The 15,922-nt window shown below is 68.3% G+C and carries 22 protein-coding genes and 1 tRNA gene; 5 read left to right on the top strand and 18 right to left on the bottom strand.

The genetic code is table 11. The features are described 5' to 3' along the window. Positions 1-2: 2 nt before the first annotated feature. Positions 3-479, top strand: coding sequence for a TIR domain-containing protein (locus VF592_RS00350; protein ID WP_331003603.1), 477 nt, complete (start codon positions 3-5; stop codon positions 477-479). Here the strand turns inward: VF592_RS00350 and VF592_RS00345 are convergent. The 6 genes from VF592_RS00345 to VF592_RS00320 all read right to left on the bottom strand — a co-directional run bounded on the left by VF592_RS00345 (position 476) and on the right by VF592_RS00320 (position 5,061). After that, on the bottom strand, positions 476-697 hold the full coding sequence (locus tag VF592_RS00345; protein ID WP_331003602.1) for a hypothetical protein: 222 nt from the start codon (positions 695-697) through the stop codon (positions 476-478). The genes VF592_RS00350 and VF592_RS00345 overlap by 4 nt on opposite strands. Before the next feature lie 286 nt (positions 698-983). Beyond that, complete coding sequence (locus tag VF592_RS00340) at positions 984-2,486, bottom strand: hypothetical protein (RefSeq protein ID WP_331003601.1); 1,503 nt, start codon at positions 2,484-2,486, stop codon at positions 984-986. Then, positions 2,483-3,070 carry a hypothetical protein gene (locus VF592_RS00335; RefSeq protein WP_331003600.1) on the bottom strand — a complete coding sequence of 196 codons (588 nt, stop codon included), beginning with the start codon at positions 3,068-3,070 and terminating at the stop codon, positions 2,483-2,485. The genes VF592_RS00340 and VF592_RS00335 overlap by 4 nt, the downstream gene beginning before the upstream one ends. Further along, entirely contained in the window at positions 3,067-3,735 is a 669-nt protein-coding gene (locus tag VF592_RS00330; RefSeq protein WP_331003599.1) for a hypothetical protein, read from the bottom strand. The genes VF592_RS00335 and VF592_RS00330 overlap by 4 nt, the downstream gene beginning before the upstream one ends. Before the next feature lies 1 nt (position 3,736). Beyond that, on the bottom strand, positions 3,737-4,213 hold the full coding sequence (locus tag VF592_RS00325) for a hypothetical protein (RefSeq protein ID WP_331003598.1): 477 nt from the start codon (positions 4,211-4,213) through the stop codon (positions 3,737-3,739). 638 nt (positions 4,214-4,851) lie between these two features. Further along, on the bottom strand, positions 4,852-5,061 hold the full coding sequence (locus VF592_RS00320) for a hypothetical protein (protein ID WP_331003597.1): 210 nt from the start codon (positions 5,059-5,061) through the stop codon (positions 4,852-4,854). Positions 5,062-5,281: 220 nt separating this feature from the next. On the opposite strand from VF592_RS00320, the gene VF592_RS00315 reads away from it, so the two are divergent. Continuing rightward, entirely contained in the window at positions 5,282-5,623 is a 342-nt protein-coding gene (locus VF592_RS00315; RefSeq protein ID WP_331003596.1) for a hypothetical protein, read from the top strand. A 330-nt stretch (positions 5,624-5,953) separates the two neighbouring features. On the opposite strand, the gene VF592_RS00310 is transcribed toward VF592_RS00315, so the two are convergent. The 3 genes from VF592_RS00310 to folK all read right to left on the bottom strand — a co-directional run bounded on the left by VF592_RS00310 (position 5,954) and on the right by folK (position 7,087). Continuing rightward, entirely contained in the window at positions 5,954-6,145 is a 192-nt protein-coding gene (locus VF592_RS00310; protein ID WP_331003595.1) for a hypothetical protein, read from the bottom strand. Positions 6,146-6,513: 368 nt separating this feature from the next. After that, positions 6,514-6,589 (bottom strand) — tRNA-Lys (locus tag VF592_RS00305). A 21-nt stretch (positions 6,590-6,610) separates the two neighbouring features. Further along, positions 6,611-7,087 carry a 2-amino-4-hydroxy-6-hydroxymethyldihydropteridine diphosphokinase gene (folK, locus tag VF592_RS00300; protein WP_331003594.1) on the bottom strand — a complete coding sequence of 159 codons (477 nt, stop codon included), beginning with the start codon at positions 7,085-7,087 and terminating at the stop codon, positions 6,611-6,613. A 22-nt stretch (positions 7,088-7,109) separates the two neighbouring features. Between folK and VF592_RS00295 the strand changes: the two genes are divergently transcribed. After that, positions 7,110-7,772, top strand: coding sequence for a uracil-DNA glycosylase (locus VF592_RS00295; protein WP_331003593.1), 663 nt, complete (start codon positions 7,110-7,112; stop codon positions 7,770-7,772). A gap of 179 nt (positions 7,773-7,951) precedes the next feature. Here VF592_RS00295 and aguB read toward each other — a convergent pair whose 3' ends face one another. The 8 genes from aguB to glyA all read right to left on the bottom strand — a co-directional run bounded on the left by aguB (position 7,952) and on the right by glyA (position 14,384). Continuing rightward, positions 7,952-8,818: an N-carbamoylputrescine amidase gene (gene aguB, locus VF592_RS00290; protein WP_331003592.1), complete on the bottom strand. Its 867-nt coding sequence runs from the start codon at positions 8,816-8,818 to the stop codon at positions 7,952-7,954. Beyond that, positions 8,815-9,795 carry an agmatine deiminase family protein gene (locus tag VF592_RS00285; RefSeq protein WP_331003591.1) on the bottom strand — a complete coding sequence of 327 codons (981 nt, stop codon included), beginning with the start codon at positions 9,793-9,795 and terminating at the stop codon, positions 8,815-8,817. The genes aguB and VF592_RS00285 overlap by 4 nt, the downstream gene beginning before the upstream one ends. A gap of 33 nt (positions 9,796-9,828) precedes the next feature. Beyond that, positions 9,829-10,107 carry a hypothetical protein gene (locus VF592_RS00280; RefSeq protein ID WP_331003590.1) on the bottom strand — a complete coding sequence of 93 codons (279 nt, stop codon included), beginning with the start codon at positions 10,105-10,107 and terminating at the stop codon, positions 9,829-9,831. A 310-nt stretch (positions 10,108-10,417) separates the two neighbouring features. Then, complete coding sequence (rpsD, locus tag VF592_RS00275) at positions 10,418-11,032, bottom strand: 30S ribosomal protein S4 (protein WP_331003589.1); 615 nt, start codon at positions 11,030-11,032, stop codon at positions 10,418-10,420. 173 nt (positions 11,033-11,205) lie between these two features. Then, positions 11,206-12,285 carry a TrmH family RNA methyltransferase gene (locus tag VF592_RS00270; RefSeq protein ID WP_331003588.1) on the bottom strand — a complete coding sequence of 360 codons (1,080 nt, stop codon included), beginning with the start codon at positions 12,283-12,285 and terminating at the stop codon, positions 11,206-11,208. A gap of 139 nt (positions 12,286-12,424) precedes the next feature. Beyond that, the gene (gene nrdR / locus VF592_RS00265) at positions 12,425-12,886 is read right to left on the bottom strand and encodes a transcriptional regulator NrdR (RefSeq protein ID WP_331003587.1); all 462 of its coding nucleotides are present in this window, start codon (positions 12,884-12,886) and stop codon (positions 12,425-12,427) included. Next, on the bottom strand, positions 12,887-13,063 hold the full coding sequence (locus VF592_RS00260; RefSeq protein ID WP_331003586.1) for a hypothetical protein: 177 nt from the start codon (positions 13,061-13,063) through the stop codon (positions 12,887-12,889). It lies immediately after the preceding gene. A 13-nt stretch (positions 13,064-13,076) separates the two neighbouring features. Further along, positions 13,077-14,384, bottom strand: a complete 1,308-nt coding sequence (gene glyA, locus VF592_RS00255) for a serine hydroxymethyltransferase (protein WP_331003585.1) — start codon at positions 14,382-14,384, stop codon at positions 13,077-13,079. A gap of 102 nt (positions 14,385-14,486) precedes the next feature. On the opposite strand from glyA, the gene VF592_RS00250 reads away from it, so the two are divergent. Together VF592_RS00250 and VF592_RS00245 are read left to right on the top strand one after the other, a co-directional pair. Then, entirely contained in the window at positions 14,487-15,047 is a 561-nt protein-coding gene (locus VF592_RS00250) for a Uma2 family endonuclease (protein ID WP_331003584.1), read from the top strand. Next, positions 15,047-15,499: a DUF3429 domain-containing protein gene (locus VF592_RS00245; protein ID WP_331003583.1), complete on the top strand. Its 453-nt coding sequence runs from the start codon at positions 15,047-15,049 to the stop codon at positions 15,497-15,499. The genes VF592_RS00250 and VF592_RS00245 overlap by 1 nt, the downstream gene beginning before the upstream one ends. On the opposite strand, the gene VF592_RS00240 is transcribed toward VF592_RS00245, so the two are convergent. Continuing rightward, positions 15,496-15,918, bottom strand: a complete 423-nt coding sequence (locus VF592_RS00240; protein ID WP_331003582.1) for a DUF695 domain-containing protein — start codon at positions 15,916-15,918, stop codon at positions 15,496-15,498. The two genes, VF592_RS00245 and VF592_RS00240, sit on opposite strands and share 4 nt — an antisense overlap. Positions 15,919-15,922: the final 4 nt, after the last annotated feature.

Here is a 15,922-nt window from a genome sequence, read left to right as displayed (position 1 = left end):
AGATGGCGACCAAGACCTTCCTGAGCTTCCACTACAAACCCGACAACTGGCGGGTCCAGAAGGTGAAGCAGATGGGTGCGATCGAGGAGCAGCCCCTTCTCACTTCGAATGAATGGGAGGAGATCAAGAAGGAGGGCGACGACGCGATCAAGAAGTGGATCGAGAAGAACCTCAAGGGCAAGGATTGCCTGATCGTGCTGGTCGGTGAGAAGACCGCGAGCAGGCGCTGGGTGAAGTACGAGATCAAGGAGGCCTGGAAGAAGGGTCTCGGCGTTCTCGCGATCCACATCCACAACCTGACCGACAAGGACGACAATCAGGCGAAGAAGGGTGAGAATCCGTTCACCGGGCTGACCGTCGACGGGGAGTCGGTGACGGGCAAGGTCTACGATCCGCCCCAGACCGTCAGCGCGAACGTCTACAATCACATCCGCGACAATCTCGCGGATTGGACGAAGGCGGCGATCAAGGCCCGCTAGGTCAGCGCTCCGGTCGCGTTCAGGGCGGGGCTGGGCAGCCTTGGAGGATCCACGGACAGGCCACGGGGCCCTTGGGAATGGACGCCGCCGCAGGCGGCGATCGACTGCGGGGGTGCTGTGCGGATGTCGATGATGGGCCATTGGGCGGTGCGGGTGGTCGTCGTCACCATGCGGTGACCGGCGGCGCCGGTCCTGTCGCCGGTGAGACCGGCGATCATGAGGATCGTGATAGGCGCCGCGCAGGTCGTCGTCGGCACGGACCGTCGCGCTTCGTGGTGAGCACGGTCCGCGACCGGGCCGATCCGGTCATGCCCCGGTGTCGACGCTGCCCAGGCTCGACGACGCGTTCACCGTGGCAACCAGTTCGGCGGACCTCGAGGACGCATGCGCGCCCCGCCGCACCGATAACGCCTGACACTCCCGGGGGCCGATGCTCGAGCGATGCGCCGTCGATCACCGGGGTCCCCCCGATCGGGGCCTGGCCGCTCCGCCCGGTGTCGCGGCCTAGTCGACCACGGTGGGCTCGATCACCGCCAGAACGCGCTGGCCGCGGGCGCTCGAGAAGTGGCTCAGCGACATGGTGGTGTCCGCCGTCGGCGAGAGACTCAGGCTATGCCGGCCTTCACGCGTCGTCTCCCGGTACTTGGCGGCGGGATAGAGCGCTCGCAGGCTGTTGCGAAAACGGCTGTATGCGGCTTGCGCCTGTTCGACCGAGTCGCCGCGGTAGATCCAGATGGTCACATCGCTGGCACCGTTCCCGGCATGCTCCACGGCTGCCTCCTCGACGCCGGGGATCGGTATTCGAAGCTCGCACGACCGCTCCCCGCGAGCGGGCGTGCAGTTCGCCTCGGCGGTCGAGAAGGCGTACGCGGCGCTTGTGAGGATCGGGTCCAGCGCTGCACGGAGTTCGGTCAGCTCGGCGTCCGCTCCGATCAGCTGGACGGGTGCGGGAGCGGCGGCCGCCGTCGAGCGCAGGACGACCGCCTGGTAGAGGCTCTCGCGGCTGAGCGGATAGACGAGCCTCGGCATGAGCTCGTCGGTGGCGACCCACTGGAGGCGTCCGGTGACCTCATGGATCTGACCGGGCGCGAGATCGAAGGTGTGGCGCCGCGTGTCGGCCACCCGCCATCGGTCGGTATCACCCCTGCGATCCCGCGGAACCGACATCGTGCGGACGTGGAGTTCGGCGCGGATCGGAGCTCTGCCGACGTTTCGGTACGGTATGCGGTAGTCGACGAATGGCGCATCCGCGGCGGTGCTCCATTTGACGGTCGCGGCGTCGGTCGCGAGCGAGGCGACACCGTCGCCGGCGTGGAGGATCCCTCGACAGGTGCGCGTGGCCCACTGCGGAGCCGGCTCCCCGGACATCACGTCGAAGACACGGAGCAGCCGGTCGCGTGCCAACCTCCGGTCTTCCTCGGTCGCCAGATCCGGATAGCGTTCCGCGAGCGCCCGTCCCACCCCGAATCGTATGGCGGTACGCCGCTGGTCACCTGTCGGGTGGTCACCGTCGACCCCTGCGCCGGCCTCAAGCGCCTGTGCGGTGTCGACGACGCCCGCCACGGCATCGCCGAGGCGTTGCGCCGCGCCTTCCTCGGTGCGTAGTCCCTGGGCCGCGAACTCCTGATCCATGACGGCGTGCGAGGCCATGACGTCGGCCTCGCATTCCCGCATGCGCGCGAGTTGCAGGTCCTGCGGCGCCCCGGCGCCACGTCGAAACTGAACGGCGTGCCAGACCTCGTGCGCGATCATCCATTGAACGGCCACCTCCGCGGATTTCTCGGAGAGTCCCGTCGTCAATCGACGCAGCCCTTCCGTGCCGATGTCGATCCGATCTTCGAACCAGCGGATGTCCGCACCATCGACGAACCGGATCTTCGGCGCGACGCCCCAGCGGGCGGAGATCCGGCCGGATGCGACGGCGGCGACCTCCCGGAGACGGCCGGCGTCGGGAGGCGCCGTCGCGGATGTCAGGGCTGCGCCGATCAGCAGCGCCCCCGCCCTCACGGCACCCCTCCGGCGGGCGAACCAGGCGTTGCCAGCCTCATTGCCTCTATGGCGAGCACGGCGGCCGCGGCGAAGCCGAGCACGGTGGCCATGAAGCAGCCGGCGAGCGCGAGTTGGCGGAACACCAGCTCGGAGCGCGGCCAGAGTTCCTCGGTGCGACCGGCGCTGTCGGCGATCATCGCCGCGCATCCGGACTGCCCTAGGTACTGCATCTCCCGCTTCGCCTCGGCCAGCAGCTCGCCCCCGATGACGACGGGCCCGTTCCCGTCATAGTCGCACGTCCACGCCGCTGTGAGGGACAGGTAGGTGAAGAACATCGCCACGCTGGCGGCCAGGACGGTCAGCGCCGCCCACCATAGGGCAGTTGGTCGCCTGCCCGCCTTGCGGGTGGCGACGAGCAGAAGCGCTATCACGATGGCCGCGACGAAGCCGGCGGCGTGGACGAATGCCGGCGTGCCCGACGTGCGGGACAGCGGCGGCGGCTCGACGACGAAGAGGACGATGAGCGCGACGAGCCACACCCCGAACTGCAGAAGCTGCCCAAGGTCGGCCTTTGCCTGTTCGAGCATGCTTCCGAGCGTCACGGGATCGCCAGCTCGACGATGAACTCGTCCTCCGCATGAAGGCCGATGCGATAGATGTCGCGCGCGGCGATTGCACCATTCCGCCAGGCCGCGACCTCGTAGCGCCCCGGTGTCACCAGGCCGGAGCTCGGCGTGAGCGGCCCTAGTCGGTAGAATGGCGCTCGGTGCCGGTATCGGACCGGGTTCAGCGTCACGGAGTAGCCCTTCACTTCGCCTCCCAGTCGCTTCGTGACCACCTTCACGGCCACGTAGCCGGGATTCCGCGAGCCAGCCCCGGAACCTGGGCCGAGGTCGCTCTTCACGCCCAGGTCGTCGGCGACCTCCGCGATGGCCGTCACCCGATCGGCGGCGGCCAGCTCGCCTATGCCGGCGAGCACTGCCGCCTGGTGATTGATCGATCGCGCGTAGTCGGTCGCGGCGGCGGATGGGATCAGGCGCGCCCGGCTCTGAAGGACCGTGGCCAGGCCGGCGATCTCCCGGATCTTCAGGCGCTGGTCGGGAGCCGAGGCTCGCGCGTTCGCGATCGCGCGCTGAAGCTCGCCGAAGGCCGCCTGGAGCCGGGATGCGGCGTCGGAGCTCTGGACCTGCGGCACCTGTGCGCCGACGGCCGAAGGGCCGGTCGGGACCATCGAGGCGAGGGCCGCGAGAATGACGGCGGATCGCACGCTACTGCTGCGGCGCCGGTAGTACGTAGAAGCCCATCACCTTCCAGGTCCCGCCGACATTGTCCATGTAGACGTCCTGGAAGACCAGTCCGTTCGGATGGAGAGTGCGGAAGCGGACATACCGATAGTCGCCGGTCTGCCCGGTCGGGGTCTGTCTGAACGGTTGCATGCCGACGAACTCGCGCGATCTTGCCCGACCGCCGCTCTGTACGCGCATGAAGCCTCCCTGCTGGAGGAACAGGTCGCGGGCCATCAGGCTTTTGAAAGCCGTGGTGAGCTCATGATCGTAGATGTCACCGAGGTCGCCTTCCTCGTATCTTGTGACGAACTGGAGCGCCGCCCGTACGGCCGGGTCATCCTGCGGCGAGCCTGAGTTTTCTGCCTGATTTGCTTGGTTTGCGGCAGAGATCGGAGCCGGAAGTCCGAACGACAGCAAAGCAGCCATGGCCGCTACGCGCACTGGGATGCAGAGACTCATCGCGATCTCCTATCGGGCGTGGTCGTGATACTGCATGGAACCGCCACGGAAGCAAGTGGACGAGCAACGGACGGCAATCCGTTTCGGGCCGGGCATGCCTGCGGCAACGGTCCCCTGAAACGCGCGCGCTTCAACGTCGGGCAGCGTGGAAGCCCCTACGACCGGTTCTGGGTGACGGTAGCGAGGTCAGACGCTTCCGGTGCCGGACTGTCGGGTCTGGCAATGCGTGGATCCGGAGGAGCTTCCGACGTTTGCAATGGAACATCCGCGGCTGAGCCATTCGGACCAGTCGGGGGCGTGTCGTTCGTGCAGGTTGACCGGCAGGAAGACTCAGCCCCTCCCCTGTCCGATGTCTTAGGGGCCGTCACCTGCGGGATGGGCCTCTGCCGCCGGCGGCACGTCGCGCACGGCTTCCGCCCAGACCGAGTCGCTCCCTGGTCGGATCACCGCGCCGCTGCCCTGCTGGACGAGACCTGCGAGATGGATGTCGCAGTTGCGGCCGCAGCACTCGACTCGGTCGGCCGCGGTTTCGGCGCCTGGAGCTAATGCCCGCAGGTGTGCGCTTCCCGTGCCCAAGTTCAAACGGCCGCCGGCTTGCGCCAGCGGCCGTGTTTCCGTCTTCCTTGTCAGGCAGTCAGTTAGCGGAGGTTTGCGGCCGAGATGCGCGGATTCACGCTGAGGCCGTACGCAGCGGCTGCCGCCCGCGAGGCGGCGTTACCGGCAATGAGTTCGCGCTCGATCGAGTCGAGTTCGGAGTTGCTGAAGAAGGGGTGCCCCTCCGTCCGGCTGGCTTCTGCTCCATTCGAGGAGAAACCGGCCTTCTGCATCAGATAACCGAGCAGGCTCATGTCCAATTTCTCCTTTCCACAGTGTGTCTAACTCTGGACCATAGGCCCGCAATAGTAAATCCCGGATTTCCGGGGTCATCGCGAATGGCAGATCCCGTCCTAGGGAATGTGCCAACGCGCACGCGCCCAGGACCGTTCCGCCGTTCCTTATGATGTGGGAACGCATGACCGCAAGGGTACCCCCCAGACTGAGCGTGTCGTCCACGAGCAGATACGGACGATGGGGGTCGACCTCACCCACGAAGCTCGGCTGGAATACGAACCGCGGGAAGCGGGCCAGCCTCGTGCGACCGACCCGCGCCGCCTGTTTGATCGTTATGTTCTCGAAACCGTCCACTGCCAGTCTGACCCGCTCCTTGATGGCGAACGGGATGGCGTTGCGACTGGTGAGGCGGATGCCCGCGTCGTGATCGACGCAGTCCTCGTCGTCGAATCCCGGATGTGGGAAGGCGACGATCGGCCGAACCTGCGCCGCGAGGACGAGATCCACGATCCGCTCCTCGACCTCCTTGCGCCATACGATGTCGACGAGCCGCGTGGCCGCCGCGTGGTCCGCATCTAGCTTCGACTTCTCGTACAGGGCCGCGACGATCTGCTTCCGCTCGCCGAGCCCTTCCTCGGTTCCCTTCAGAATGGACAGCTTCGTGTGGATGAAGGCGGTCGCGCAGCGGGGCAGATCCCACGGCTCGCGCTCGTGCGGAGGCCTGAACGGCCGCATGGCGTCGGCCGATGCTGTTATGCTTGTCATTAATGGAAGGCTGACGGCTGCTGTATCTTGGACGCGGCGGTCTGCGCGCCACGACGCCTTAGCGCCAAGCCGAGCCTGGCACAACGTGACCGAGGCGTGGCCGGCCCGGAGACCGGCCACGGCAAATCAGACCGCCCAGCCGCGTCATGGCGACGGCGGTTTCCCCACCAAGGTCTGCCGCTCGCCGTCGCGCCGCTCGCGACCGCACCGGCCGGTCAGCGTCAGCGAGAACGCCGCCGCATACCTCAGCAGGGTGGAGCTGACGACCGGGTCGGAGGCCGAAAACATCCGCAGGTCGAGACGCGTCTCGCGGATCTGTTCTGTCTCGCTCACCATCTCTCAAATCCTTGATCGTTGACGCGGAGCGGCGGGGCGGGCCTGCTGCCGCTTTTTCCTCTCTCTCCAGCTTCGCTTCCCCTGCCGTGCCTGATGGGCACTGGCCTTCGCGGCCCGGCAACGGTGCCGCTGTCCGGCATCGGACGTCACGATGCCTCGAAACGCATTCGGAGGAGGAACGGCGAAGTCGTTCGGATTAAGTCAGTGGATGAAGCCTAGGTCGCGTCGGGCGTGTCACTGGGGCACGGTCAGCTTGTCGGCGCGCCTGTCGGGTTCAGCCCCAGGCAGATGTAACGCGAAGCGTTCCTGTCACAGCAAGAGTGCCGTTGTGACAGTGACAGGGTGCCGCAGCGGGGAAAGCCGCCGCCTGGTGGGTCCGCCGGGGCTCGAACCCGGGACCTCTCGATTAAAAGTCGCTTGCTCTACCAACTGAGCTACGGACCCTCACCAGACATGCCCCGCGACCTAGGGACGGGGTGCCCGCCGGTCAACCAGCGCCAGCAGTTGGCGCACCGTCCGCCCGGTGACCGGATCGCGCCAGTCCGGCGCCACCGCCGCCAACGGTCGCAGCACGAAGTCGCGCTCCCGATACGCCGGATGCGGCACGACCAGCCCCGGTCCCGCCCACGCCCCCTCCGACCACAGCACCAGGTCGATATCGATCGCCCGCGCCCCCCAGCGCCGGCCCCGCCGCCGCCCGAAGCCACCCTCGATCGCCTTGACCCGCCGGAGCAGCGCGGGCGGGTCCTCGTCGCTGGCGACCAGCGCGACCGCATTGGCGAAGGCACGCGTCGACGGCCCGATCGCCGCCGTCCGCCAAATGGGCGACACCGCGCGCACGCCGCCGATCGCGCCTATCGCCGCAGCGATCGTGGCCGCGGGACTCCCGAACCGGCTGCGCCTGTTCGATCCCAGCGCCAGCGCATAACTTGCCGTTCCCATTCCGCCCTCCTAGCGAGGCGCGATGCCCGCCGCATCCTCCCCGCTCCCCGCAACCGAGCCGCCGCGCGACTGCCCGCTCTGCCCGCGCCTCGTCGCCTTCCGCGAGGAATGTCGCCTGGAGCATCCCGGTTGGTGGAACAGCCCCGTTCCCGCTTTCGGCGACCCCGACGCGTGGCTGGCGGTGGTCGGCCTTGCGCCCGGCAAGCACGGCGCCAACCGCACCGGCCGCGCCTTTACCGGCGACTATGCGGGCGAGCTGCTCTACGCCACGCTCGCCAAGTTCGACCTGGCCGAGGGAACATATGACCGCCGCGCCGATGACGGCTTTCGGCTGCGCGGAGTTGTGATCATCAACGGCGTGCGTTGCCTTCCCCCCGCCAACAAGCCCACCCCCGCCGAGATCCGCACCTGCCGCTCCTTTCTCGAAGCGCCGATCCAGGCGCTCCCCTCGGTCCGCGTCTTCGTCGCGCTCGGCCAGATCGCCCACGACACCACCGCCCGCGTGCTGGGGCTGAAACCCTCGCGAGTCAAGTTCGGCCACCTCGCCGAACACCCGCTCCCCGACGGCCGCATGCTCCTCGATAGCTACCACTGCTCGCGCTACAACCAGAACACCCGCGTGCTCACGACGCCGATGTTCGAAGCGGTTTTCGCGCGGGCGCTGGAGTTGCGGAACGAGAGGTGAGGCAGTCAGGCTCATTCGTCCTGGGTGAAGAAGGGCACATCCTCAACTTCGGCGTCCTGGCGTGATAGATCCGGCATCCGCAGCGGAGCACCAACCCGGTACGATCTCGCGGGCGTGGGCCTGTGCCTGCTCGGCGCGGGAGTGATCCTCTTCGCCCCGCACCGCGCGCGCCTGACGGGCTAACGATCCTCGACCAGCCGCCCGTACAGTTCCGGCCGCCGGTCGCGGAAGAAGCCGAACGCCGCGCGGTGGCGCTTGACGCGCGCCAGGTCGAGCGTGGCGGTGATCACGCCTTCCTCCTCCCGGCCCAGCTCGGCGAGGATGTCGCCCCGCTCGTCGCAGATGAAACTGGTGCCATAGAAGGTCTGGCCCCCCTCTTCGCCATTGGGCTCTACACCAATGCGGTTGGCGGCGACGATCGGCACCACGTTCGACACCGCGTGTCCCACCATCGCGCGCCGCCACAGCCTGGCGGTGTCGAGCGAGGTGTCGTGCGGCTCCGACCCGATCGCGGTGGGGTAGAACAACAGTTCCGCCCCCATCAGCATCATCGCGCGCGCGGTTTCGGGATACCATTGGTCCCAGCACACGCCCACGCCCAGCGTCGTGCGGTCGGGGCCGTCCCACACCTTGAAGCCGGTATTGCCGGGGCGGAAATAGAATTTCTCCTCATAGCCCGGCCCGTCGGGGATGTGGCTCTTGCGGTACACGCCCTGGACCGCGCCGTCGGGGCCGATCATCGCCAGCGAATTGTAATGGTGCGGCCCGTCCGCCTCGAAGAAGCTGGTCGGGATGGCGACGCGCAGCTCGGCCGCCAGTTCGCGCATCGCCAGCACCGCCGGGTGTTCGCCGACCGGCCGGGCATTGGCGAACAGCCCTTCATCCTCGACGCGGCAGAAATATTCGCCTTCGAACAATTCGGGGGGCAGCACCACGGTCGCGCCCCGCGCCGCCGCCTCGCGCACCAGCCGCGAGACGTTGGCGATGTTCGCGTCGATATCGGCGGAAAAGGCGAGCTGTAGCGCCGCCACGGTAATCTCGGTCATGCGGTCTCCTCCGAAGCGCGGGGCAGCTGCTGCGAGATGCAGTGGAAGCTGCCGCCCCCCGTCAGGATATGGTCCGCGCGCAGGCCCACCGCGCGTCGCCCTGGGAACAGCGCCCCGATCGCCGCCACCGCCGCCGCGTCGTTCGCCACGCCGTAAGTCGGCACCACCACCGCCGCATTGCCGATGTAGAAGTTCATATAGCTGGCGGGCACGATCTCCTCCTCGCGCAGCACCCGGCCGGGCGAGGGGATCGTCACCACCTCGAGCCCCGCCGCTTTCGCATCGCGCAGCGCATGGACGTACACCTGCCAATTGGGGTCGTTCTCGCCGGGCTCGGGGATCGCGACGCGCCCCTCGGCGACGAAGCGCGCCAGATTGTCGACATGACCGTCGGTATGGTCGCCCAGCAGCCCCTCCTCCAGCCATACCACGCGGGTGAAGCCCAGCGCCGCGCGCAGCCGCCGCTCGACCTCCGCCTCGTCGAGGTGCGGATTGCGGTTGGGGTTGAGCAGGCATTGGCGCGTGGTGACGACGGTGCCCGTCCCGTCGCCGTCGATCGCGCCGCCTTCCAGCACCCAGTCGTTATCGGCGACCGCCAGCCCGGCCCGGGCGGCCAGCCGCGCCGCCAGGTCGTCATCGCCTTCCAGCTCGTATTTGCCGCCCCAGCCGTTGAAGCGGAACGCATGGCCCCGCCCGCCGGCGACGATCGGCCCCGTGTCGCGCAGCCATATATCGCCGAACGGCTCCACCACCACTTCGGCGAAGGGGCACATCGCCGCCGCCGCGATGCCCGCTTCGGCATCGGCGGCAACCAGGATCACCCGCTCGCCCGCACCATCCGCGTGCACCGCATGCGCGAACGCCGCGACCTCGACCCGCGCGGGGTCCAGGTCGTCGGCCCAGAGTTCGGAATGGCTGGGAAAACCGATCCAGACCGCGTCGTGCGGCGCCCATTCGGCGGGGGGTGGTGTCGACATGCCCGCGCTCCTGACGCGGGCGGGCCGGCCTGTCTAGCGCATGTTCGAATTGGGCGCGGAGCTGACATCGTCGGCGTTCTCGCCCGCCTTGGTCACGCCGGTCGCTTGCTCGACCCCATGCTTGCCGAACATCAGCGCCCCCGCGCCGAACAGCGGCAAGATCGTGACGATCGCCCAGATCATCGCGGGTCCTCTCGCCGCCAGCTTGCCCCGGCGGTGCAGCACCAGCCCGACCACAGCGAGCAGGATCGACGCGCCGATGCACAGGAAGAGGTTGATGAGGATGGGATTGGTGGTGGCGTTGGTGCCCATGGCTGCTCCGGTTGCGCTAGAAGGCGCGAAAACGAGTATCTCGTCTAAGCGTAGAGCTCGCCCTTCCGTTCCCGTGCGACCTGCGCGACTTCAAGCCCAAGCGGAGCAGCCCGGCCGACGGCGCCGCCGCGCCGTTCGACGACGCGGAATTCACTTCCGCGTGGGAGGCTCCGGGAAGCGGCCACAACGAGAAAGAGCGGCCCACACGGGACCGCTCTCCTATAAACCAGCGCCGCGGCGAAGCCGCACCGTCGGACAGGGCTGTAGCCCTGCCGGCCGGTCGAATCTCGTGGTCGGTTCGCCTCGCGCTTCAGCGCGAGTAGAACTCGACCACCAGGTTCGGCTCCATCTTCACCGGATAGGGCACCTCGTCCAGCGTCGGCACGCGCACGAAGGTCACCTTCGCCGCGCCGTCGGGTGCGACGTAATCGGGGATCTCGCGCTCGGCCAGCGTCTGCGCCTCGAGCACCAGCGCCATCTCGGTCGCCTTGGAGCCCAAGGTGATCTCCTCGCCGACGAACACCCGCCTGGAGGCGACGTTGCACTTCACCCCGTTCACGCGGACATGGCCGTGGCTGACGAGCTGGCGCGCGGACCAGATGGTGGGCGCGAACTTGGCGCGGTAGACGATCATGTCCAGCCGCTGCTCGAGCAGGCCGATCAGGTTCTGGCCGGTGTCGCCCTTCATCCGGGCGGCCTCGTGATAGCAGGCGCGGAACTGCTTCTCGGTCACGTCGCCATAATAGCCGCGCAGCTTCTGCTTGGCGCGGAGCTGGATGCCGAAATCGGACACCTTGCCCTTGCGGCGCTGCCCGTGCTGGCCGGGGCCGTATTCGCGCTTGTTGACCGGGGATTTGGGGCGGCCCCAGATATTCTCGCCCATCCGACGGTCGAGCTTATACTTGGCGCTGGCGCGCTTCGACATGATAGATTCCCTTGCAGATGCGTATAACGGGCCCGCCCCTGATGAGGCGGGCCATTCCCGGTCGTCGCCCGCCGCTCCCGAAGGAAGGCGCGGCCACCGCTTCACCGGGGTGCGGAGCCATCGCGAACGCGCGCATTTAGTCGGGGCGACCGCCCGGGTCAAGCCGGACGGTTCTAGCCCTTCGGTCCCTTGGACCCGCCGAGCGCCGACAACACGCCGCGTACCGTCCGCACCTCCTGGCTCGACCAGCCCGGCTTGGTCAGCAGCGTGCGGAGCGTGCGCCGCACCGTCGGCGTCCGGTCGGGCGGGAAGAAATAATGGCGCTCGACCAGCAAGGCGTCGAGCTGGGCGATCATCCCCTCCAGCTCTTCCTGCGGCGCGGGCGGATGAAGCTCGACCTCCGGCGGCCGCGCCAGCGCCTCGCCCTTGGACCATTCATAGGCGACGACCATCACCGCCTGGGCGAGGTTGAGCGACCCGAAGGCGGGGTTGATCGGCACGGTGACGATGGTGCGCGCTAGCGCCACATCGTCGGTCTCCAGCCCCGACCGCTCCGGCCCGAACAATATGGCCGACCGCTCGACCGCGCCGTGCACCGCCGCCGCCGCCTCTTCGGGCGTCACCACGGGCTTGGTCACCCCGCGCTTGCGCACCGTGGTCGCGTAGACATGCGCGCAGTCCGCCACCGCCTCAGCGACGTTCCCGAACACCCGCGCCTCGGCCAGCACCGCGTCCGCCCCGCTCGCCGCCGGCCCGGCACTCGGATTGGGCCAGCCGTCGCGCGGGCTCACCATCCTGAGCTCGGTCAACCCGAAATTGAGCATCGCCCGCGCCGCCTTGCCGATATTCTCGCCCAATTGCGGCCGGACCAGCACGATGACGGGGGGCGGGGCGATGGTAAGGCCCATCCTCTCTCCGTTCGTCCTGAGTAGGGACTGAGTAGGCCCGTCAGGGCCGTAGCGAAGGCCCGTATCGAAGGACTTGCGCGCGAGCTGTTGAAGCATCCCCCAATCACCCGCGATCAGCGCCTCCTTCTTGGCGCGGGACCAGCCCTTGATCCGCCGCTCGGCCTCCAATGCTTCGAGCCGGCTCGGAAAATCCTGCGACCAGAGGAGCTCGACCGGCCTCCGCCGCTGCGTATAGCCGGGAACCTCACCGAGCTGATGCTGGCCGATACGCTGCTCCAGCGCGTCGGTATGCCCGACATAATAGCTGCCGTCGGCGCAGCGGAGCATGTACGCGTGGAATGCCACTCACCTGTCCTTCGATACGGGCCTTCGACTTCGCTCAGTCCCTACTCAGGACGAACGGCGTTTATCTACTCCGTTCGTCCTGAGTAGCCGGTGAGCTTGTCGAACCGGCATATCGAAGGACAGGCAAGCGAGCATAGGCCTAGCCCCGCCCGACCTCCTCGACGGTCCCCGCGAACGCCTCGAAATCGCGCGCCTCGCTGAAATCGCGATAGACGCTCGCGAAGCGGATATAGGCCACCGAATCGAGCCCTTTCAGCCCCTCCATCACCATCTCGCCGATGCGCTGCGAGGTGACCTCGCCCTCGCCCAGCGTCTCCAGCCGGCGCTGGATGCTCGACACCAATTTCTCCAGCCGCACCGGATCGATCGGCCGCTTGCGCCCTGCGATCGCCACCGATCGCAGCAATTTGTCGCGCTCGAACGGCTCGCGCCGTCCCTCGCTCTTGAGCACCGTGAGCTCGCGCAGCTGGATACGTTCGAAGGTCGTGAAGCGCGCGGCGCAACCCTCGCATTGCCGCCGCCGCCGGATCGCCGCCCCATCCTCGGTGGGGCGGCTGTCCTTCACCTGGCTGTCCTCATGCGCGCAGAACGGGCAGCGCATTCAGACCTTGTTGCGCTTGCTGTACGCCCAGGCCGCACCGGCCAGCGCGCCGAAGATCGGACCGATCACCGGCACCGGAATCGCGATCACCGCGCCCACCGCGCTATACTTCGCCATGCGCTTGCCGAGACCCGGCGTCGTCTTGATCGTGTTCTGGACTTCCTCGAGCTTCGACATATCGTCCGTTCCTTTATTGATAGATGGGAAAGCGCGCGCAGAGCGTGTGGACGCGCGCGCGGACATCGGCCTCGACCGCCGGATCGCCGCCCTCGCCCTTGGCCCGGAGCCCGTCGAGCACGTCGGCGACCATGTGGCCGATCTCGCGGAACTCGGCGGGGCCGAAGCCACGCGTCGTTCCCGCGGGGCTACCGACACGGATGCCGCTCGTCTTCATCGGGGGCTGGGGGTCGTCGGGGATGCCGTTCTTGTTGCAGGTGATGCCCGCGCGCTCCAGCGCCTCGTCGGCGTCGCGGCCCGTGATGCCCAGCGGGCGCAGGTCGACCAGCGCCAGATGCGTGTCCGTGCCCCCCGCGATCAGGTCCGCGCCGCGCTCCTTGAGCGTCGCCGCCAGCACCTTGGCGTTCTCGACCACGGCGGCGATATAGGATTTGAAGGACGGATCGAGCGCCTCGCCGAACGCCACCGCCTTGGCCGCGATCACGTGCATGAGCGGCCCGCCCTGCAGCCCGGGAAAGACCGCCGAGTTGATCTTCTTGGCGATCGCCTCATCGTCCGTCATGATCATGCCGCCGCGCGGGCCGCGCAGCGTCTTGTGGGTGGTCGTCGTCACCACATGCGCGTGGCCGAAGGGCGTCGGGTGCAGCCCCGCCGCGACGATTCCCGCGAAATGCGCCATGTCGACCATGAAGTACGCCCCGACCCGGTCCGCGATCGCCCGGAACCGCGCGAAATCGATCCGCCGCGGATAGGCGGAGCCGCCCGCGATGATGAGCTTCGGCCGGCGTTCGATCGCCAGCGCCTCGACCTGGTCGTAGTCGATCAGGTGCGTGACGGGATCGACGCCGTACTGGACCGCGTCGAACCACTTTCCCGACAGGGCCGGCTTGGCGCCATGGGTCAGGTGGCCGCCCGCGTCCAGGCTCATCCCCAGGATGGTGTCGCCCGGCTTGACCAGCGCCAGCATCACCGCGCCGTTCGCCTGCGCCCCCGAATGCGGCTGGACGTTGGCGTATCCGCAGCCGAACAGCCGCTTGACGCGCTCGATCGCCAGCGTCTCGACCGCGTCCGACGGTCCGCAGCCCTGGTAATAACGCTTGCCCGGATAACCCTCGGCATATTTGTTGGTGAACACCGACCCCTGCGCCTCCAGCACCGCGCGGCTGACGATGTTCTCGCTGGCGATCAGCTCGATCTGCGTCCGCTGGCGGCGCAGTTCGGCATCGACCGGGCCGAACACCGCGGGGTCGCTCGTCGCGAGATCGCGCGAGAAGAAGCCGTCGGGCTGATTGTCGTAGGCGGGGGCGGGCTGGGTGCTCATGGGGCGAAGATCCTTGGGCCGATCAAGGGAGCGGGACCGCTATCTAGCCCCGATCGGTTCGATACGCTACCATCCCGGCTCACGCCGCCTGGGTGTCAAGCCATGAACGACCTTTCCGTCAAGATCGTCGCCGACCCGAGCCGTTCGCCCGGACGGTTCACCACCGCCGAGTTCCGGCGCATGTGCGACGTCGACGCCTTCAGCGGCATGAGGGTCGAGCTGGTGGACGGCGAGATAGAGCGCTTGAACCAGCCCAGGAACCCGCATTCGAAACGGCAGGCGCAGTTGTTGTTGCGGCTGGGCCAAGTCTGCCCGGAGGCGCTGCTGCGGGTCGAGATCGGCATCGAGCTGGACGAAGGCACCGTTCTTGGATGCGACGTGGCGGTCCTGCGCGCGCCGATGGACGACCGCGACTGGCTCGATCCTTCCGACTTCGCGCTGGTGGTCGAGGTTTCGGTGTCGACGCTGGCGCGCGATCTCGGTCTTAAGCTACCGCGCTACGCCGCGGCCGGTGTCGAGCGATACTGGGTCGTGGACGATGCCGCCATGGTGGTGCACGTCTATGGTCACCCCGTCGACGGCGAGTACCGGGACACGATGATCGTCCGCTTCGGTGAGCCCTTGACCGTACCCGGCACGGACGCGTCGATCACCATCGACTGATGCCCGCCACGCCCATCGCCCGCGCCACCCGCCTGCTCGGTTATGCGGGGCTGCTGCCGCAACTCGCCGCCGCCGGGCTGGTCGCGTCGGGGCGCGGCGAATGGTTCTTCTTCGGGCGCGTGCTGGCGCTCGTCTACGGCATCGTCATCCTCAGCTTCCTGGGCGGGATCTGGTGGGGGTTCGCGGTGCGCCGGACCGTCGGCCAGGCGCGGCTCGCGGCGGTGGCCGTGCTGCCCTCGCTCGTCGGCGTGGCGTTGATGATCGCCACCCAGTTCGGGCTGCCGCTGCCTTGGGCGCTCGTCGCGCTCGGCAGCGTCGTCGCGCTCACCCTGCTGGTCGACCGCCGCCTCGCGCGGACCGGCGACGCGCCCTCCGGCTGGATGGCACTGCGCGTGCCGCTGTCGCTCGGGCTGGGCGGCCTGACGATCCTGACCGGCATCCTCGCCGCCTAATGCGCGCCCGCGCGCGGGGCGAGCTCGCGCGCCGCCTTCCAGCTCGGATCGTCCCAGGCGCGCAGCTCGAACGGGTAGACGGGATGCCCCTCGAGCGCCGCCCGCAGCTCACCCACGAACGCCTGACCGTCGGCCGCCTGGAACAGCCATTCGCGCGCCGCCCCGCCCGTGACCACCGCGACCAGCATCCCCCAGCCCCCTTGCTCGGCGGCGGCGTGGAGCGCTTCCTCGAACGCGATCATCTCGGCCAGCACCGCCGTCTCCGCCGCCGCGTTCGCGAGTTCGCCGAAGGGCCAGCTGATCCAGATCGCCACCGGATGCCGCGCGCGCTCGTCCGCGGCCGGCAGCGCGGCGCGGGCGCGGACGACGAACAGCCCGTCCTCCGCCGCGCGCTCGGTCAGCGTCCAGGCATCGCTCACGGAC

It is taken from the genome of Sphingomonas sp. (genome assembly GCF_036388435.1).
Lineage (GTDB): Bacteria > Pseudomonadota > Alphaproteobacteria > Sphingomonadales > Sphingomonadaceae > Sphingomonas.
This window is presented reverse-complemented; position numbering and strand designations above follow the sequence as displayed.